Annotated in this window: 21 protein-coding genes and 1 tRNA gene; 2 read left to right on the forward strand and 20 right to left on the reverse strand. The window is 56.1% G+C overall.

The features are described 5' to 3' along the window. Positions 1–150: 150 nt before the first annotated feature. Both H5P17_RS25125 and H5P17_RS25130 read right to left on the reverse strand, forming a co-directional pair. Complete coding sequence (locus tag H5P17_RS25125) at positions 151–945, reverse strand: endonuclease/exonuclease/phosphatase family protein (RefSeq protein ID WP_071826999.1); 795 nt, start codon at positions 943–945, stop codon at positions 151–153. A gap of 243 nt (positions 946–1,188) precedes the next feature. Beyond that, complete coding sequence (locus H5P17_RS25130) at positions 1,189–2,364, reverse strand: MFS transporter (protein WP_044548428.1); 1,176 nt, start codon at positions 2,362–2,364, stop codon at positions 1,189–1,191. Positions 2,365–2,470: 106 nt separating this feature from the next. On the opposite strand from H5P17_RS25130, the gene yafC reads away from it, so the two are divergent. Continuing rightward, complete coding sequence (yafC, locus tag H5P17_RS25135; protein WP_182825744.1) at positions 2,471–3,358, forward strand: DNA-binding transcriptional regulator YafC; 888 nt, start codon at positions 2,471–2,473, stop codon at positions 3,356–3,358. A 46-nt stretch (positions 3,359–3,404) separates the two neighbouring features. Here the strand turns inward: yafC and dkgB are convergent, their stop codons facing one another. The 17 genes from dkgB to H5P17_RS25220 all read right to left on the reverse strand — a co-directional run bounded on the left by dkgB (position 3,405) and on the right by H5P17_RS25220 (position 17,890). Continuing rightward, complete coding sequence (gene dkgB, locus H5P17_RS25140; RefSeq protein ID WP_182825745.1) at positions 3,405–4,208, reverse strand: 2,5-didehydrogluconate reductase DkgB; 804 nt, start codon at positions 4,206–4,208, stop codon at positions 3,405–3,407. 141 nt (positions 4,209–4,349) lie between these two features. Continuing rightward, positions 4,350–5,579, reverse strand: coding sequence for a beta-ketoacyl-ACP synthase (locus tag H5P17_RS25145; protein ID WP_182825746.1), 1,230 nt, complete (start codon positions 5,577–5,579; stop codon positions 4,350–4,352). After that, the gene (locus H5P17_RS25150) at positions 5,576–6,307 is read right to left on the reverse strand and encodes a 3-ketoacyl-ACP reductase FabG2 (RefSeq protein WP_115060019.1); all 732 of its coding nucleotides are present in this window, start codon (positions 6,305–6,307) and stop codon (positions 5,576–5,578) included. Before H5P17_RS25150 ends, H5P17_RS25145 begins: the two co-directional genes overlap by 4 nt. After that, positions 6,304–6,777 (reverse strand): hotdog family protein, encoded by a 474-nt coding sequence (locus H5P17_RS25155; protein ID WP_182825747.1) that lies wholly within the window; start codon positions 6,775–6,777, stop codon positions 6,304–6,306. Before H5P17_RS25155 ends, H5P17_RS25150 begins: the two co-directional genes overlap by 4 nt. Further along, the gene (locus tag H5P17_RS25160; protein ID WP_182825748.1) at positions 6,774–7,943 is read right to left on the reverse strand and encodes a beta-ketoacyl-[acyl-carrier-protein] synthase family protein; all 1,170 of its coding nucleotides are present in this window, start codon (positions 7,941–7,943) and stop codon (positions 6,774–6,776) included. The genes H5P17_RS25155 and H5P17_RS25160 overlap by 4 nt, the downstream gene beginning before the upstream one ends. Further along, complete coding sequence (locus tag H5P17_RS25165; protein ID WP_182825750.1) at positions 7,943–8,515, reverse strand: DUF3261 domain-containing protein; 573 nt, start codon at positions 8,513–8,515, stop codon at positions 7,943–7,945. The genes H5P17_RS25160 and H5P17_RS25165 overlap by 1 nt, the downstream gene beginning before the upstream one ends. Continuing rightward, positions 8,515–10,821, reverse strand: a complete 2,307-nt coding sequence (locus tag H5P17_RS25170; protein WP_182825751.1) for an MMPL family transporter — start codon at positions 10,819–10,821, stop codon at positions 8,515–8,517. Before H5P17_RS25170 ends, H5P17_RS25165 begins: the two co-directional genes overlap by 1 nt. Continuing rightward, positions 10,811–11,416 carry an outer membrane lipoprotein carrier protein LolA gene (locus tag H5P17_RS25175; protein WP_044548415.1) on the reverse strand — a complete coding sequence of 202 codons (606 nt, stop codon included), beginning with the start codon at positions 11,414–11,416 and terminating at the stop codon, positions 10,811–10,813. Before H5P17_RS25175 ends, H5P17_RS25170 begins: the two co-directional genes overlap by 11 nt. Beyond that, the gene (locus H5P17_RS25180; RefSeq protein ID WP_044548413.1) at positions 11,413–11,841 is read right to left on the reverse strand and encodes a thioesterase family protein; all 429 of its coding nucleotides are present in this window, start codon (positions 11,839–11,841) and stop codon (positions 11,413–11,415) included. Before H5P17_RS25180 ends, H5P17_RS25175 begins: the two co-directional genes overlap by 4 nt. Then, positions 11,838–13,556 (reverse strand): glycosyltransferase, encoded by a 1,719-nt coding sequence (locus H5P17_RS25185; RefSeq protein WP_182825752.1) that lies wholly within the window; start codon positions 13,554–13,556, stop codon positions 11,838–11,840. The genes H5P17_RS25180 and H5P17_RS25185 overlap by 4 nt, the downstream gene beginning before the upstream one ends. Next, positions 13,547–13,891 carry a 3-hydroxyacyl-ACP dehydratase FabZ family protein gene (locus H5P17_RS25190; RefSeq protein WP_044548409.1) on the reverse strand — a complete coding sequence of 115 codons (345 nt, stop codon included), beginning with the start codon at positions 13,889–13,891 and terminating at the stop codon, positions 13,547–13,549. Before H5P17_RS25190 ends, H5P17_RS25185 begins: the two co-directional genes overlap by 10 nt. Continuing rightward, complete coding sequence (locus H5P17_RS25195) at positions 13,888–15,261, reverse strand: AMP-binding protein (protein WP_255477995.1); 1,374 nt, start codon at positions 15,259–15,261, stop codon at positions 13,888–13,890. Before H5P17_RS25195 ends, H5P17_RS25190 begins: the two co-directional genes overlap by 4 nt. Beyond that, positions 15,228–15,809 (reverse strand): hypothetical protein, encoded by a 582-nt coding sequence (locus H5P17_RS25200; protein WP_044548406.1) that lies wholly within the window; start codon positions 15,807–15,809, stop codon positions 15,228–15,230. Before H5P17_RS25200 ends, H5P17_RS25195 begins: the two co-directional genes overlap by 34 nt. 14 nt (positions 15,810–15,823) lie before the next feature. Further along, on the reverse strand, positions 15,824–16,075 hold the full coding sequence (locus H5P17_RS25205) for an acyl carrier protein (protein WP_012005336.1): 252 nt from the start codon (positions 16,073–16,075) through the stop codon (positions 15,824–15,826). A 9-nt stretch (positions 16,076–16,084) separates the two neighbouring features. Continuing rightward, positions 16,085–16,345: a phosphopantetheine-binding protein gene (locus H5P17_RS25210; RefSeq protein WP_044548404.1), complete on the reverse strand. Its 261-nt coding sequence runs from the start codon at positions 16,343–16,345 to the stop codon at positions 16,085–16,087. A 4-nt stretch (positions 16,346–16,349) separates the two neighbouring features. Continuing rightward, the gene (locus H5P17_RS25215) at positions 16,350–17,168 is read right to left on the reverse strand and encodes a 1-acyl-sn-glycerol-3-phosphate acyltransferase (RefSeq protein WP_182825753.1); all 819 of its coding nucleotides are present in this window, start codon (positions 17,166–17,168) and stop codon (positions 16,350–16,352) included. Next, positions 17,168–17,890 carry a beta-ketoacyl synthase chain length factor gene (locus H5P17_RS25220; protein WP_182825754.1) on the reverse strand — a complete coding sequence of 241 codons (723 nt, stop codon included), beginning with the start codon at positions 17,888–17,890 and terminating at the stop codon, positions 17,168–17,170. Before H5P17_RS25220 ends, H5P17_RS25215 begins: the two co-directional genes overlap by 1 nt. Before the next feature lie 285 nt (positions 17,891–18,175). On the opposite strand from H5P17_RS25220, the gene H5P17_RS25225 reads away from it, so the two are divergent. Then, positions 18,176–18,565 carry a hypothetical protein gene (locus H5P17_RS25225; RefSeq protein ID WP_182825755.1) on the forward strand — a complete coding sequence of 130 codons (390 nt, stop codon included), beginning with the start codon at positions 18,176–18,178 and terminating at the stop codon, positions 18,563–18,565. 188 nt (positions 18,566–18,753) lie between these two features. Here H5P17_RS25225 and H5P17_RS25230 read toward each other — a convergent pair. After that, a tRNA-Asp gene (locus tag H5P17_RS25230) sits at positions 18,754–18,830 on the reverse strand. Positions 18,831–18,971 lie beyond the last annotated feature (141 nt).

Below are 18,971 nucleotides of genomic sequence, written 5' to 3' on the forward strand. Positions count from 1 at the left end.
ATGCCAAGAGCCTGAGAAAGGTGCATAAAAAAGGGTTCCAGTCATGTCCTGGAACCCTTTTTACAGCAACCACCGGATCGTTCAACCGATCCTTAAACGATCGGCATTACCCTTCGGGGTGCTTTTTTATTGTCTGAATAAGGACAATAATCACCAGTGAGGTTTGTCAGCCTCGGGATGAAACTCCACCAGCAGCGGATTATGGTCGGACGCGCTGGTCACCAGCACCGAAGCCTCCGCCACGCCCATATTGCGATAAAACACAAAGTCCAGCGGTCGGCCAAAGGCTTTGCGACGATGATCGTCTGTGAAGTTTACCTCACGCAGCGCCATATCGCTGGCGAACTGGTACAACGCATTGATTCGTTTGCGGCTCCAGGCATTAAAATCCCCGGCCATGATCACCGGCCCATAGTGATTGGCAATCTGCTCACCAATCGGCCCCAGTTGCTTACTGTAAACGTCCACGCCCAGGCTGAAGTTCACCGCATGAATATTTACCACCATCAAAAGCTGGCCGTTAAACAACGGGTAGACGGTGATCAAGGCCGATTTGGCCAACCGCAGCAGCGGTTCACGCTCACGTAGCGGGCAGCAATACACCGGATGCGCCGCCGCCAGGGTCATCACGCCCGAAGGGTGTTGCGGCAAAACAAAGGCCGGCACCTGATCGGCAGCCAGATAGTTTGACGTGGCAAAGCTCACCAGTTCTGGCGTGGTTTGCGCTTCCTGCAGCAGGACCAGTTGCGCATCCTTGCCATAGTTTTTCAACACCGAGAGCCAGTCTGCCCGTTGCTGTTTAAAGATGTTCCACACCATCACTCGCAACGCGCCGGACGTAGGCAATGCAGCCCCAGGCGGCAGCGGTTGATTAATGGCGCCAGGGAAAATTCGCTCAACTGGCTGGCCTGCAACATACCTCATTGCATAAGTTCGTTTCGGCACGCTATTCGCCTATTTCCCATTAGGATGAAACTGGCGGTGACATTCCCGCCAACATTGAATCGATTATACGCCTGCCCTCACCTGACGGCATGGCTTTTACGGGGTATATCCTTTCCAGTTATAGGGGCGTGGTGCAGGGATTTCAATCTTCTGACAGTATATGTGTGTAAAGGTTAGCGATGGTCGATGATAAATGCGAAAAGGCCCGCAAAATGCGGGCCAGATAAGGGGAAAGAGTGGCGATCAAGCCCATTGCCGCTGATACTTCTTATCCAAACGCCCGCTAACCCCCACCAGCAGCAGAGCCACCAGCACGATCAGCGCGCCAATCCACGGCGTTTGCGCCAGGCCCAATGTGGATACGGTCTGGCCGCCGATGACTGAGCCCAGAGCAATACCTACGTTGAAGGCCGCGATGTTCAGACCGGAAGCGACATCCACCGCGTTCGGCGTGTATTGCTCGGCTTTCTGCACCACGTAAACCTGCAGCCCCGGTACGTTACCGAAGGCGAACACGCCCATCACAACCACCGTCATCAGCGCTGCGATGCTATGGCTGGCGGTGAACTGGAATACCAGCAGCAAAACGGCCAGCGCAGCAAAGATAAAGCTGAGGGCACGTACGGCACCATGGCGGTCCGCCAATTTTCCGCCCCAGATGTTGCCAATCGCTACCGCAATGCCGTAGGCCAGCAGGATCCAACTGACCGCGGGTGCGGAGAACCCCGCCAGTTCCTGCATCATCGGCGCCAGGAAGGTGAAGGTGGTGAATACGCCGCCGTAACCCAGCGCGGTGATGGCGTAAATCAGCAGCAGGCGCGGATGAGTCAGCACTTTAAACTGCTCGCCAATGCTGGCGCTGGCCTGATTTTTAATGTTGTTGGGTACCAGGATGACGCTGGCCACCGTGGCAATCACGCCAATAAGCGACACCGCCAGGAAGGTTTCACGCCAGCCAAAATGCTGGCCGATAAAGGTCCCCAAGGGTACCCCTGTCACCAACGCCACGGTCAGGCCACCGAACATGATGGCGATCGCCGAGGCGGCTTTCTCTTTCGCGACCAGGCTGGTGGCGATGGTAGAACCGATGGAGAAAAACACCCCGTGGGCCAGGCCGGTCAACAAGCGGGCCACGACCAGCGACTCGTAGCTCGGCGACTGCCAGGCCAGCAGGTTGCCGAGGGTAAACAGCACCATCAGGCTGATCAGCAGCAGCTTGCGCGGTACACGGCCGGTTAAAGCCGTCAGTACCGGCGCGCCAATCGCCACACCGATAGCATAAATGGTAACCAGCAGCCCGGCGGACGGTACTGTCACCCCCAGCTGTTGCGCGATGGTCGGGATGAGCCCGACGATCACAAACTCGGTGGTGCCGATAGCAAAGGCACTGATGGTCAATGCAAGTAATGCGAGAGGCATCTTTTTTACTCCAAATAGCGTTCAGGTTGATGGCAGCTATTATCGTCCCGTGCTTAAATGATAAAAATGCTCAAAATATCAAATAAATTTTGCCAATGGAGCAACAGTGAAAGCGAATTCCGATGAGTTGATTACTTTCGTGACCGTGGTGGAAAGCGGCAGTTTCAGCCGCGCGGCTGAACGACTGGATCAGGCCAACTCGGTGGTTAGCCGCACCGTCAAAAAGCTGGAAACCAAGCTCGGCGTTACGCTGCTCAACCGCACGACGCGTCAGATCAGCCTGACGCAGGAAGGGGAAAACTATTTCCGCCAGGTGCAGAAGGTACTGAGTGATATGGCCGCGGCGGAGAATGCGCTGATGGAAAGCCGTCAGCGGCCGCAGGGGCTGCTGCGCGTCGATGCTGCCACGCCAGTCGTGCTGCACGTATTAACGCCGCTGGTGGCGGAATTTAGGGCCTTGTATCCGGAAATGTCGCTGTCACTGGTGTCGTCAGAGAACTTTATTAACCTGATCGAGCGTAAGGTGGATATTGCCATCCGCGTCGGTGAGTTGACCGACTCCAGCCTGAAGGCACGCAAACTGATGACCAGCTATCGACGCGTGCTGGCCTCCCCTGCCTATTTGGCACAATACGGCATGCCACAAAAGGTGGAAGACTTAGCGCAACACTGCTGCATCGGTTTTAACGATCTGCCCAGTTTGAATCGCTGGCCAGTGGCTTGTGCCGATGGCCGCCAATTGGAAATCACCCCAGGTCTGACCACCAACAGTGGTGAAACTCAGCGTCACCTGTGCCTGCATGGCAACGGCATTGCCTGCCTGTCCGATTTTATGATTAGCGCAGACATCGAACGCGGCGATCTGGTGCCTGTTTTGGTGGAGGAGACGCTGCCGGTCGCCATGCCAATCAATGCGGTGTATTACAGCGACAGTGCCGTCAGCAACCGCCTGCGCAGCTTTATCGACTTTCTCAGCAAACATCTGGGGCAATAAAAAAGGCGCCCGTCTGGGCGCCTCTCTGATGCAAAGATACGCAAAATTAATCCCAGTTCGGTGCCAGGCCTTCCGGGCTGACCAAACGGCCATTGCTTTCCAGCTTGGCAATTTCTGCCATTTCCTCACTGCTTAACGTCAACTGCTGCGCCAACAGGTTGCTCGCCAGGTTTTCACGTTTGGTCGATGATGGGATCACCGCATAACCCAGCTGCAGCGCCCAGGCCAGAATAACCTGTGCCGGGGTGGCATTGCGGCGCGCCGCAATCGCCTTGATGGTCTCATCCTTCAGCGCCTGACCATAGGCCAGCGTCATATAGGAAGTGATGGCAATGCCGTGCTGCTGGGCAAACTCCACCACTTTGCGGTTTTGCAGGTAGGGCGAGAGTTCAATCTGGTTTGTGGCGATCTGCTCTGCCCCAACGGCGTCAATCGCTTGCTGCATCAGGTCCAGAGTGAAGTTGGAAACGCCAATTTGGCGTGTCAGGCCTAGTTTTTTCGCCTCCAGTAGCTCGGCCATAAACTCGGCGACAGGAACTTCGTCGTTCGGCGAAGGCCAGTGAATCAGGGTCAGATCAACATAGCCGGTTTGTAACTTGCTCAGGCTCTCTTCCAGACTCGGGATCAGCTTGCCCTTCGCCAAATTGGCGATCCAGATTTTGGTGGTGATAAACAGCTCTTCACGCGGTACGCCGCTGGCGGCAATCGCCTGCCCCACCGCCGCTTCGTTTTCATAGATTTGCGCCGTATCGATCGCACGGTATCCCAGCTCAAGTGCCGTAGAGACCGAGTCGATCACTACCTGATCCTGGAGACGGAAGGTGCCTAAACCAAATGCAGGGATGCTCATAATTTTATTCTCTCATTAGGATGTTGAAGCGATATGGGAGAATTATGGCAACTGTTTTGTTGATCAAAAACGCCCTATTGCGCATAAGACTTTTGATTAGATAGCAACAATTGCCGGAGGAAAACCTCCGGCAGTGCAAGATTACGCCCAGCGGCGCAGGATCAGTGAAGTATTGATGCCGCCGAAAGCGAAGTTATTAGACTGCACAAACTCGGTATCAATCTGGCGATAACCGCCCATGATGTAATCCAGATCGCCACAGGCGCTGTCCGGTTCGCTCAGGTTAATGGTAGGGGCGAAGCTGCCTTCGCGCATCATCTCCAACGTCATCCAGGCTTCCAACGCACCACAGGCGCCCAACGTATGGCCAAAATAACTTTTCAGCGAGGAGATCGGCGTTCGATTGCCGAAAATCGCCGCCGTTGCCTGACTTTCCGCGATATCGCCGCGATCGGTCGCCGTGCCGTGGGCGCTGATGTAGCCGATATCGTCGGTGGTCAGCCCAGAAGCCTCCAGCGCCTGCTGCATGCAAATCTGCATGGTTTCCTGTTGCGGCTGGGTAATGTGCGCCGCATCGCAGTTGGTGGCAAAGCTGATAACCTCGCCGTAAATGGTCGCACCACGCGCCTGTGCATGTTCCAGCGACTCCAGGATCAGCGTACCTGCCCCTTCGCCAATCACTAACCCATCTCGCTGACGGTCAAACGGCCGTGGCGAAAACTCGGGGCGATGGTTCTGCTGGCTGGTTGCAAATAGCGTGTCGAACACCGCCGCCTCCGAAGGGCACAGCTCTTCGGCCCCGCCGGCCACCATCACCGTCTGATAACCATGCCGGATGCTCTCATAGGCATAACCAATCGCCTGACTGCCGGAGGTGCAGGCACTGGATGTCGGGATCACCCGGCCCCGCAGGCCGAAGAACAGGCCAGTGTTTACCGCCGCGGTATGAGGCATCATCTGCACATAGGTGGTGCCGGTAATATTGCCGGTGTGCTTCTCGGTGAGCATGGTGGCGAATTCACTGACCGGCTTGGTGCTGCCGGTCGAAGAACCGTAGGCAATACCGGTCTCACCGTTAGTCAGCACCTTCTCGCCCAGCAACCCGGCCTGTTCGAGCGCCAGCTCCGTCGCTCGAGTCGCCAACAGCGAAACACGCCCCATGGAACGAATACGCTTGCGCGTATAGTGATCCGGCAGTACGAAATTCTCGATCGGCGCGCCAAGATGGGTATTCAGTCCCTGGTATTCTTCCCATTGCGTCATGTAACGCACCGCATTCTTGCCCTGCTTCAACCGGCTGGACACCTCTGCCCAGCTATTGCCGAACGCCGTAACGCCCGCCATGCCGGTGACGACCACTCGTTGCGTCATACCATTCCTCCATTAATGGAAATGACCTGCCGCGTTACATAGCCGGCGATATCCGACATCAGGTAGCTGGCCAACCCCGCCACCTCTTCCGCCGATCCCATACGCTTAAGCGGGATTGCCCGCATCGCTTCATCCAGCGCCGCCGGCTCGATGTCGATCATGCCAGTGTCGATCAAACCCGGAGCGATGCAGTTAACGGTAATTTTGCGTTTCGCCAGTTCGATAGCCAACGCCTTACAGGCACCAATCACGCCTGCCTTGGCCGCACTGTAGTTTACCTGTCCACGGTTGCCCATGACGCCCGACACCGACGACAGCGCGATGATCCGCCCGCCTTTGCGCAGGCCAATCATTGGCATGACACAGGGATGAAGCACGTTGTAGAAGCTGTCGAGATTGGTATGGATCACCCCATCCCAATCCTCCTCGCTTAACGCCGGGAAAGCGCCGTCGCGAGTGATCCCTGCATTATTCACCACGCCGTAGTAGGCGCCGTGGGTTTCAATATCCTGCTCCAACACCTCACGGCACTGCATGCGGTTGCTGATATCAAACTGCATCAATCGCCCTTGCCCGCCGGCACTGACAATTTGCTGCAAGGTGTGTTCTGCCCCGGTCTTATCGCTGTGGTAGTGGACTACAATCAAAAAGCCATCCGCAGCCAGGCGGCAGGCTATGGCCTGACCGATCCCTTTACTGGCGCCGGTGACTAAAACGGAACGCATCATGCGTCTCCCCTTAAGGTCGTCAATTGAATAATTTCTTGTTGATCAGGTTGATAGGTGTTCAACCTGCCCTGTGCGATCGGTACATTATCGATACTGATTTCACACTCAAAACTGGCTAATTTCTCGTCTTTCAACAACTGCTGCACGCTAACCACCAGCTCGCTGCCGGCAGGAAAAGTGGACAATTCGCAGTGAATGGCCCGCCCGCCGAGCAGCATACCCAACTGCGGCGGCTTGGCACTCTGGCGACCGTGCCAGCCACTCCAAACCCCAATCGCCTGCGCCATCAGCTCAATGCCGTACCAACCAGGAAGTGCCCCCTGCTCGTCGAGAAAAGGCGCCAGCACGCTATTCGCACTGACGTTGACCGCGCAGCGTGCATGCTCTTCACCCACTTCCAGCACCCGTTCCAGCAGCACCATCGGTGAGGCATGAGGTAAGTAATAATCTGCCGTCCGGTAAGCATTCATGGAGCATCTCCCAATAACAGGCAGGCATTGTTGCCGCCGAAGGCAAATGAATTGGAGAGGATAGCGCGCGATCCCAATGCCTGGGGCTCACACACCAGACCGATAGGTGCCAGTTCGGCATCGCGGGGGACGGCTCTGAAATCTTGCTGCGGCAGTGGCAATGGGTGCGTCAACAACAGCCAGCTCAACGCGGCTTCCACTGCTCCTGCGGCACCCAGCGTATGCCCGGTAAGGTGCTTGGTCGAACTGCACGGTGTCCGTTCGCCAAACAGGCGGTTCACCACCAGGGCTTCAACCCGATCGTTAAGTGGTGTAGCGGTGCCGTGCAAATTAATATAACCGATTTGTTCGGCGCTCAAGCCGGCCTGCCGCAACGCCATGGTCATGGCCCGTTCGGCACCTTCTCCTGCAGGATGTGGCGCCGACATGTGCCAGGCATCGGAAGATTCGCCAACGCCCAACAACGCCACCGGCGCAAGTTCCCGCGTCAACAGCATCAGCGCCGCCGCCTCACCGATATTAATCCCGCTGCGTTGCGCGGCAAACGGCGTGCACCGCTCCGCAGACAGTGACTCCAGGCTGTGGAAACCGTTAATCGGCATTTGGCACAGGCTGTCGGCCCCGCCCACAATCGCCGCGTCCACCAACCCGGCTTCAATCAGACGTTTACCGCTGATGATGGCCCGCGCGCTGGACGAACAGGCCGTCGACAGAGTATAGGCCGGACCGCGGGTCGCGAGAAAAGCGCTGAGAAATTGGCTCGGATCGCCCAGTTCCTGCTGGTGATAATGGTAGCCCGGTGGCCACTGCCCCGCCTGATACTGTTGCAGCGCCAGTTCGCCTTCGTGAATGCCGGAAGTGCTGGTGCCCATAATCACCGCGACGCGATCGGCGCCGTAGCGGGTAATGGCCTCGCGCACCGGAATCTCGATTTGCGCCAAAGCGGACAACAGCAGGCGATTATTGCGAGAATTATGCCGCTTGAGCGGCTCGGGGATCGCCGGTAACTCCCCCTGTACGTTGCCAAACCAGGATGGCGCACTGCCGATCAGCCACTGCGTCTGCTGCTGCATGCCGGGCGAAATACCGCGCGCCAGGTTTTGCGCGATCTGCGGCAGATCGTTGCCCAGCGCATTCACCATCCCTACGGCGGAGAAATAGATCATTATTCGTTCCCCAGCGTTTGAATGATGATGCGGTAATGGAAGGCGGATTGAGCGATCGACACCGGTTCTCGCATCCCGCCTACCTGCTGGTAACTGATTTCATTGATCACCGCCCCACGCTCGTCATACAAGCGACGCACCAGCGCCTGATCTTCCAGCCGCCACCCTGCTGGCAGCAAGGGTTGCCAGTCCTTCACCGGCCAGTAGCTCAACATGATATCCGCCAGCACCTGGCTGGCGGGCGGCAGCTCCCCCACCTTGATCAATTGTTCGGTGTGGATCCCCTGACGATCGTAGGTCAGGTTAAACAGGCGGATACCGAGCGGCGACATGCCCACCAGTTGCAAACGCTGGCCGTCTGCATTGAGCAGCACCAGCATCGAGTGCTGCTGCCCTTTGACTTCGGCGGTCAGCAACTGTTGCTGATTAATCGGCTGAGCCAGCACAGGGGGAGGTAACGTCACCTGCGTACCGGGTTTTAGCCACGCCTGCGGCAGCGTCGGATCCTGCTTACCGGCGCAGCCGGCCAGCACGAAGATCCATATTAACAGCACCCTTCGTAAGCCGCGCATCAGGCTTTTCCTCTTTTTCTTTTTGTTGCTAACGTCAGCGGTGCCAATAAAAATGCCACGGCAATTCCGCTGCTCAATACGATACCAAAGCTGCTGATGGCCTGAGTGTGGCTCAGTACCAGCATGCCGAACGTCAGTTGGGTAGTGAATACCGCCATAAAAATGGCGAACATCGAGGTGGTCGGCGTGCCCCGGGGATTGGTAAAGAACAACGTATAGTTAATGCCGATCCCCAAAACCAGCACCAGCGCCAACAGCGAAAACAGATTCAGCGTATGGCCACTCAGTGCCAATACCGCAATACCGCAACCCAGTGACAACAGCGTCGGCACCATGCAGCGCAAGCCATGACGCAGGCCAAAACGCCACAGGTAAATCAGCGCAATCGCTGCAACCGACAATGCCAACAAATATGATAGATACAGGCGATATTGACCAAACAGCTCACTGAACTCGGTTTTCCGATCGATCCAACCGGTGCCGGGAACCTGCTCCGCCAGTGTCTTCATCATCGCACTGTTCTTCACGCCGTTAACGGGCACCAGCGCTGCACTGCGTCCATCGGGCAACGTCAACCACAGCAGACGCCAACCTTCGCTCACCACGCTGGCCAGCCACTGCTGCGGGCTCACCCATTCAGGCGTTAAATCTGGTGTACTCAGCGCCAACTCTGCCTGCTGCAGATTGTTCATCACCTGCGGCGCCACGCGCTGCAATAAAGCGATGTTTTCTTGTTGGCGCTGGAGAGAAGGCAGAGGCAACAGGCGATAATCCGCCAGCACGCCTTGCCGTTTGGCCTCAGCCAGTTTGGGTTGCAACAACTCGATGCGTTGCAACAGCTGCTCGGCATTGGCGCCGTAGACCACCAGCCACTTCTGATCGTTATGTTGACCCGTCAGTGCGGCGATACGCTGCTCTTGCTGCTGCAACGCCGCAGGTAGTGCCTGCAGTTGGCCAATGTCGTCATCTACCTTTAACTGGCTGAACCCCGCGACCACCAGCAACAGCACCGCACCGGGCAACCCATAACGCAACGGTGGCCGATGGCGCCAGGCATGCAGCCAATTCAGGAGCAGCGTTAATCCCGGCGCTGGGCGTACCGGCAGCCGTCGCGACAATTGTGGGTACCAGCAAATAACGGTAATGCAGGCGGCACTCAATCCGGCAGCGGCGAATACCGCCAGTTGCTGCAGACCGGGGAACGGCGCAATCAACAGCGCCAGGTAGGCCACTACGGTGGTCAGCAACGCCATCGACAATGCCGGCAACAGCTTTTGCAAACTGGCTAATGGCGCCGACTGCCGACCATGCACCATACGTTCCGTCAGGAAATAGAGCGTGTAGTCAGCCGAAATGCCGACGATGCTGATGCTCAGCACCAGCGTCATCAAATGTATTTCACCAAATGCCAACAGCGTAGCGACGGTGCCGGCCAGAGCGCCAATAGCCACCGACAGCGCGCACAATAACAGCGGCAAAGGTGAGCGGAACATGAACAACACCAGTAAAAACACGCCAACAACCGACGCCAGGCCAATCGTGGAAATATCCTTCTCGGCCTGTTGGCTGGCGTAGTTGCTGTAAAACAACGTGCCGCGGTTGAGCACTTCGGCCCCCGGCCAGCGCTGCTGCAGCTGTTGCTGCAGCGCTGTCAGTTTATCTACCGTTCGCCGGGCACTGCTGATGTCATAGGATGATGCGCTAAGCTCGGCATGCAACAAATACCAGCTTCGCCCCTGCGCATCACGCGCCACCAGCCAACCTTTGGACAGGCTCAGCAAGCCGCCGTTCTGTTGCTGCGCCAACTGTGAGGCGCGTACCAGCATCAGCGGATCGTTCGCCAGCTCTTTGCCGCTGACGCCGGCGAAAGCAGAATAGAGTTGGCCGAGGATCCACTGGCTCTGCGCATCCGCACCCTGCTGCAAACGTTGCCGGGTAGCATCATCCAGCAGCACATTGCGATGCTGGTAGAAAAAACGCCCCCACTGCTGCTGACGTTGTGCATCCATAGGCCCGCCAACCTGCTGCAGCTCAGGCATCTGACGTAGCTGCTGCCACCACCAATCCACTGCGGCGTTGTCCGCTCCTGGCTGCGGGCTGACCAGCCACATCAGTTGACGATCCAGGCGGCGGCTGAAGCCGTCGGCCAATTCATCCGGCACGCCAACCAGTTGCTGTTTCGGCAATAACGCCAGGACGCTGCTGTTGATCTGACTGCGCGGCAACAGCCAGCACAAGGCCGCGATCAGCAGCAGGCAAATCGCCAGCCAGCCAAACGCCAGCCGCCGATGCAGTTCAGGACGCAAAACGCTGTTGCTCCTCGTCAGTCAGCGCCTGCGGCACCGTACGTTGATTAAAGAAGCGAATATGGGTGGCGTCACTTTGCATGTCATCAATATCAATGGTGTCCAGGAACTGTTCGCCGTTGAGGGTGATACGCTTGAACAGTTTGTCGAGCGGCGTGGTTTTCGGCGTCAGCACCAGCCGCCAGCGGCTATGACCCAAATCGGTGAACTGCAGAGCAAAGTTTTGTTCCAGCGCCTGGCTGTCGGCATGAAACAGCGCGGTCAGCAGGTGATTGAACTGGAACATCTGCGGGTTGTTGTCCGCCGTTACCACCTGCGGCGGCTGGCCAGCCAGGGTTTGCACCATGCGTTTATCATCCAGCAACAGGGTCAGCGGGAAAGGTTTCTGTTGTGCCCACCACAATCCTTTCTGCTGGGAAATCAACAGCTCGCCGCTGGACTTCAGCGGTTTTTCCATGCCGCTGATACTGCGCTGCTGCTCAAATTCAGCGCGCAGCACCGGCTGTTGGCTAAATCGCTGTTGCAACTCCGGCAGCGTTACCGCCTGCACGCCCAGACTGAAGAAGGTCACAACAGCCAGCATCCAAAATTTCATTGTGCCTCCTCGATGTTATCCAGCAGTACCTGCGGCGAGACAAAGCACATTTCTTTGCTGTCGGCGTCCACCGCGACCTGAATAGTATGGCCGCGGGTGGTGGTTATTCCGCTCTCTGCATCCAGAATGCGGTAGCCAATGCGCAGGCGGTTTTCATACTCTTCCAGCTCTGCACAGACGATGATGCGCTGCTCAAACAGGACTGGCGCAATGTATTTCACCCGCGTATCGACGATCGGCCAGACATAGCCCGACGCCTGCATCTGCCGGTAGCCGTAATTGAACTGTTTGAGCAAGGCTTCGCGGGCGATCTCGAAATAACGGAAGTAGTTACCGTGCCAGACCACGCCCATGGCATCGGTATCATGGAAAGGGATGGTGATTTCAACCCTGACGGAGAATCGCGGATTGTCTTTTAGCTTCATGTCTCAGGCCCCTGTTGCGTTGGCGGCGGTGCCGCCAACTGCCAGAAATCGAAAAAATTAAACCAGTCGAGCGGCGCCAGCAGGCAATAATGCTCCAGCCGGGCGGCATAGCGGTCCACCGCATCCTGCAACGCCTGTTGGCGCTGCTGACGGGGTAATGACAGCGGATCGGCAAACGGCTCGAAATAAACGTTCAGATGTCCCTGCTGTTTGAGGCCGAACATCAGGTACACCGGACAACGCAGCGCAGCGGCCAGAACAAAAGGCCCCTGCGGGAAGGGCGCCGGTTGACCAAGGAAGCGGCTCCACACCACCCTCGGTTGTTCACCACGCTGATGTTTTCCGGCCGACGTGCGATCGCCAACGATCGCCACCCACTCGCCGGCGTCGAGTTTGTCCTGCAGACGCATGGCGGTTTCAGGCCCCAACGACGTCACGGGGATCAGGTTAAGATTGGCGCGAGGATTCACCTCTTTCATTACCTGGTTGAAACGTTCGGCATGTTCGGTAAATACCAGGGCATTCACCTTGACGCCAGAGTCCAACTCACCCAAAGCGCGACAGGACTCGATATCTCCCAGATGCGACGCCAGGATCAGCGTACCTTTGCCGGAAGCGATCTGCCGTTCGCAGGCCGCAGGATCCACCAATCGAACGTCGTGAAGTTCTCCACGCCAGCTCGCCAGCTTGTCGAGCATCGCATCGCCAAAACGCATAAAGTGCCGAAAACTGCTGAGCGGCGTGGGTAAAGGTTGTTGCCGACCACGGGCAAACTGCTGCAGACGTTGCAGATAATCACGCGAAGCTTCTCGTTGGGCACGCCCGGTCAGCCAGAAATAGCCGATCACCGGGTACAGCAGCCATTGGAAAGCCCGGCGGCCAAACACCCGGTAAACCTGAAGCATAAGTCGGATCCCCCACAACCCATGACGCTCCTGAGTTGTCGACCAATGCTGTGCTTTCTTCACCTGTTGGCGCTGACGCAGTAAACGCGGAATGCGAGGCAACATGCCGAAAAACAATCGGGTGTGCATCCAGGAAATACGCAAGTTGTCGCGCAGCGCATCGAAATGAGAAACGCCATCGACAGGATAAGTGACGCGTGTCGGCAAGAAACGGCTTTGCATCCCCTGCCAATACAGCCGAACCATCACTTCGGTATCGAAATCCATGCGTTTGCCAAGCGGTTGGCGTGCCGTCAACGCCAGCGTCGGTGCCACCGGGTAAACACGAAAACCGCACATACTGTCCTTTAAGGACAGAGACAGGGTTTCGATCCACACCCAGACATGAGTGACGTAACGCCCATACAGGCGCGCTTTGGGTACCGAGCTGTCATAGACTGGCCGGCCGGAAATCAGACTATCCGGGTGTGCGCGTGCTTCGGCAATCATTGCCGGTATATCACTCAGTTGATGCTGACCGTCGGCATCTACCTGCAAAGCATGGCTGTAGCCCTGTCTCTGAGCCAGTTGCAGACCGGCGATCACCGCTGCGCCCTTCCCCTGGTTTTTTTCCAACCGCAACAGGCTAACCCAGGGCAATTCGGCGGCCAGCCGCTGTAGCGTTTCGGCGGTGGCAGCGGCGCTGCCGTCGTCCACCACCAGGCAAGGCAGGCCATAGCCAGCCAGCGATGTCAGCACCGCTGCCATCATCTGCCCGTGATTGAAACAAGGGATAAGAAGACAGGGGGAGAATGGAGCGCTTACTGACATAACGAGATCTTGCCGCTGCTGGCGGTCGCCTCACCGACACGATAACTGAACAGCAGCTTGTGCCGTTCCGGTTGCCATTCAAGCTGCAGCAACACCCTCTGCCCCGGCAGTAACGGTTGTTGAAACTTGACCACCTCGATCCCTTTGAATCCGGCCTCGATAGCCAGCAACTGACGGGCATACTGCATGACCCAGTTCAGTTGCGTAACCCCCGGCAGGATCGGATGTTGCGGAAAGTGGCCGCGAAACCAAAACAGTTCAGCGGGCAAATGCAGCTGCAGGCTGGCATGGGTGGCATCGCTCACCTGCTGTTGCAGCACCTCAGGTTGCATCATAAGAACAGCTCCTGTAGCTCAGCATAGGCGCGCTTGCCCTGCGGATTAAGCGGAATGGCGTCGATAATGCGCCAACTGCGCGGCAGAGCCACCGGCTCAAGCCAGCCTCGCAGCGCCTGATGCAGTTCACGGGTAAAAGCCCCTTCGGACAAGGTTTGTCGGCGGGCCTCGCCGTACGGAGATAGCACGACAACCGCCACCAGCAGCGTGCGTCCTCTTTGCTGCTGCGTTAGCACGGCAGCATCGGCAACCTCCGGCAGGGCCACCAGGCGACGTTCCACCTCGGTTAACGACAACCGTTTCTCTTCCAGCTTGATAATACGGTCGGCGCGGCCATTTAACTGGAATTGTCGACCATCCGGCGCCAGTTCGATAATGTCGCTCAGCAATGTTTTACCCGTATCAGGTATCAAGGGCGACTCAACCTCAACCTGGTTGTCAGCATCCAGCCTTAACCTGACGCAAGCAAACGGCTGCCACAGGGCAATGTCCCGGTTTTGCCTGCGCCAGGCCAGTGAACCGGTTTCCGTGGTACCGTAGATTTCCAGTGGCAATACCCCCAGCATTTGCCGGGCAAGCCGTGCTTCCACCTCGGATAACGGGCCGCCGGCGGAAAAAACCTCAACGCACTCGGCCAGCGTCAAACGATTATCCAGGCGCTTGAGCCATGCCGGGCTGCTGACAAACACTAAACGCCGGCCCTGATGTCGGGCAATCAACTGCTCTTGGTATTGCGTCAACTGCGCATCAAACGGCAGACCAAAAGCCAGCGGCAGAAACAGCCGGAAGCTCAGGCCATACATATGCTGATGGGATACCGATGCAACGACGCAGCACCCTCGTAAGGCTTCACCAAAAGCGGCTGCCAACAGTTCGCTTTCACGGTCCATGCAGGCGACGGATTTGCACACCGCCTGCGGTTGGCCGGTCGAGCCGGAAGTGTAAAGAATAAAACGAGGATCCTCAGGCCAGGCGGGCAGCGCGATATCCTCACAGCCGCCCTCGCGTACCGGCAAAACGGGCACGCCAGGATCGAGAGGCAAATCGGTCAGTAGCGCATCGTAATCCGCTCGTTGCTCTTTGAGGATAGCTTCTCGCTGGTGACCAAAAATCACCGGTAGCCTGCCGGCATACAACGACGCCAGCAAGGCGACGGCGAAGCGATAGCTATCATCAAAGCACAGCGCCCAGCGGCGTTCTTCCCTGCTCGTCAGTACTGCGATCAATGCGGCAACGTCACGGCGAAATTGGCCGAGACAGAATATCTGATCGCCACGCCAGGCGATCGGCACCGAATCATCGCGCTGCGTGCTGAGCCAGCGGTTCATTGGCAAACTCAGGCGTGCCGGATCCTTTTCCTGACTATCCATTCAATACCCATTAATGCCCCCATCAGCAGATAGCTGATGCCGCCGTTATACAGCGTCCAGAGTGTGATATCACCGGACAGACAGGTTGCCAGCGCTATCGCACCGTTAACAATAAAGAACCCGCACCACACCTGAGTCACCCGGCGAGTATAAACAATGCCGGCAGCGTCCAACTGCGGTTCCGTTATCCGGGCCAATCGCTCCACCACCGTAGGCGGGGCAAACAGCGAATAGGCAAACAGCAGCAGCAGTATTGCGTTGACCAGCACCGGGTAATACAGCAGCCAGTGGCTCTGCTTTAACGCCCAACTGGCGAGCGCCAGCAAGATGCCCACCATGGCCAAGGCTTTTCCCAGCCACATCTGTTGGCGCAGTTTTCCGCGCAACATCAGCAGGCGCAAGCTAAAGACACCCACCAACAGCGGTGCCAGGAGAGCGGTTCCCCAATGCGTCAGGCCGACCCAAACCGCCAGCGGATACAGCAACAGCACCAGCCAGACTGCGCCCTGCAGCAACCGCAACAACGGGGTCAGAAAACGACTCTCCACCTTGGCCCGCAGCCTTAGCTGTCTGACTTCAGCAGTTCATCAATGGCGTCAACCACGTCTTGTACGGTTCGCACCGACTTGAACATTTCCGGTTTGATCTTTTTGCCGGTCGTTTTCTGCAGGTGCACCACCAGGTCCACCGCATCGATGCTGTCTAGCTCCAGCTCTTCGTACAAACGCGACTCTGGCTTGATGTCATCGGCATCCAGCTCGAACAGTTTGACCAGCAGCGCCTGAATTTGCAGGTAAATTTCTTGCTTATCCATGAAAACCCCTTATTGGCTACGCTGTGCAGAAACAAACTTCGCCAGCGTTTCCACGGAATAAAAGTGTTGGCGCATATCCTGGCTCTCAGCCGACAGCACCACGCCGTAACGGTTCTTTAAAGCCAGCCCCAGCTCCAATGCATCAATGGAGTCCAGACCCAGTCCATCACCAAACAGCGGCGCTTCGGCGTCAATCTCCTCCGGTGTCATACCTTCAAGATTGAGCGTATCAATGATCAATTGCTTGATTTCGGTGCTCAATAAATTCATTACGCTATTTCTCATTATTTATAGGTTCTGACTGTAAAGCGTCAGTTAAATGCTGGGTTAATCTTCTTGCCGCAAGGGCGGGCGAAACATCATTTGCATGAATGAATGCGCGGGTGTCGATCTTATCCTGAACGGTGATCCGGAACTGCGGTTTTACCGCCGGGATCTTATACCATTTACCCTGCTTCGTCAGCATGGGGGGCTGGCAGTGGATATGCACAATACGTATGCTACACTGACCGCGCAGCGCAATATTGGCTGCTCCTCGCTGCAGGGCCAGAGCCTTGCCTGGTGTGGTGCGGGTGCCCTCCGGGAAGATTAAGATTGTCCCCCCTGCAGCCAGTCTTTGTCCGCACTGTTCCAACAATATATCCGACTGCGCATTGGCCAGATACCCGGCGGCCTTGATCACTCCGCTGACAAACACATTGCTCAGCAAAGCCTCTTTCACTATGCAGTCGCAACGTGGCATTTGCGAAGCCAATAACACGTAATCCAACAGGCTGGGATGATTGGCGATCACCAAACAGCCGCGATCTTCGCGAAAGCGCTCCACATTGTCGAAATGGTAGTCCAGTACGCCGAAAAACCTCGTGGTAGCCAGGAAGAAACGGAAACTGTGGCGGATAGAACTTTGTGTCAGTTGGTTGCGACGAGCAGGATCACGCACTGCAAGACGCATAAGATTAAACCAGACACCGGACAGTAACAGACCGCCCAGGCCAAACAGCGAGAAACAAAAACCCGTAGCTATAACCCGCCAACAGCGGTTAAACCATGAGGATTGTTCCGGCGTACTTTCCGCTGGCATCGCCTTTTCCATCAGCGCCCCCACACCCAACCGTGCCGCTGACCGGGGACAGTGAATGCATCATCAACGCCAAGCCAACCCCGCAAGAATGCCAGACTCTGTGGCTCCTGACGGTTAGCCTGAATCTGCGCCGACTCAGCAATCTTGCAGTGCAACGAACCGCCGTTTTCCAGCAACAGGGCGACGGCATAAGGGAATGTATTTTCTGGCGCGAAAGGCCGGTAGACATCCGGTACGGTACCGTCGAAATCAATTAATAACACCCGTTGCGCACTGCCCGTAGCTAACAAGGCTTGAGCCTCTATCATGCCCTGCTGAAAACTGTCCTCGCCGGCAGCCAACGAGGTGGTCGGCAAGGTGTTCTTCGCTATAATCGTTAACCATCCCGCCGCCGTGTTATGCACCGACATGGCAAAATCTGTTGGCGATAGCGGTTGTTCCTGATGCAGGTGTTGAAGGATCTTGTGCGTCCGCTCCAACTCACCATGCCGACTGGTGAAGATCGCCATATCTGCCTGGTGGTCATGCAATAAGATCAGCCCGCTCTCTACCGCCAAACGCGCTCCGGCGCTCATTCGGCGCAGCGACATCATGGGGATATGAGAACAGGTAGGCAACGAGCCCTGATATTCGGAGGCGAGAAAGTCATCTGATGCCCATTGACGCCATGCTTCACGCGTTCCACGATCGGGAGCCATTGCCCACCAACTGAGTATATTCATGTCGCCCGCCATTAATGGTATTACCGGTCAGAAAAATTCCGTGGCTAAATCTATTATATTTAATCCTGGATTGCATTCCCAAAATTCCTATTTTTAGCTGAAATCCTCGATTAAACGATTAGGGTTATTTATCGACATAACGTCGTGAGACTTGAGCGCAGAGGGAATTATCACGATGAAAAGCAGCAATATTTGTCGAAAATCTCCCGGAGGAGTATCTTATTGAAGGGTAAGCATACATAACATCTCATGTATGAATATTACACATCTAAATAACGAACACTCATGGAAAAGAGTATGAAACCTTTAAAACTCATTTTAACTGGTGTATTCGCAGCGATTTTGGTCAGTGGTTGTGCAGGCACAGCGCCAGTAAAAAACGTCAGTCAAAACGTTGCAGGTAACCACAGTAATGCGCAGGTGCGTCAGGCCATTCTCGCCGCCGGCTTGAATCGTGGTTGGATCATGAACCCCGTCAATGACGGTGTGATCGATGGCAAGATCTTACTGCGTGGTCATAGCGCCGATATTCGTATCAATTACAATTCAAATAGTTATCAGATTAAGTATATCACCAGCAGTAATATGGATGCCAAAGAGGGAAATATTCACCCAAATTATAACCGCTGGGTCGCCAACCTGGATAAAGATATTCAGCTGGAACTGGCCCGTCAGAATATCAAATAACGCTAAAGCAAGAGGCTGCCCGGAGAGAATAATATTGCCGGGCATATTATTCTTTATATTGGCGTTTAATTCAGATAATTATTTATCAAAGCAAACTTTCACCACATAAATCACGTAGCGAACGGTATTCCCTTGAATTTTGCATATGAAAAAGCCCTGAGTCAGAGACTCAGGGCTTATCAAATAAGTGGCGGAACGGACGGGGCTCGAACCCGCGACCCCCTGCGTGACAGGCAGGTATTCTAACCAACTGAACTACCGCTCCACCGATTCTTTTACGTCACATCTTTCGATGTGGGCAAAACCGCGCTTGGCGATCCTGCTCATTACCAGTCGTCAGGCTGATAACGTTTATTTGATGCCTGGCAGTGTCCTACTCTCGCATGGGGAGACCCCACACTACCAT

The sequence above is a fragment of the Serratia sp. OS31 genome, from assembly GCF_014164835.1.
GTDB classification, from domain to species: domain Bacteria; phylum Pseudomonadota; class Gammaproteobacteria; order Enterobacterales; family Enterobacteriaceae; genus Serratia; species Serratia liquefaciens_A.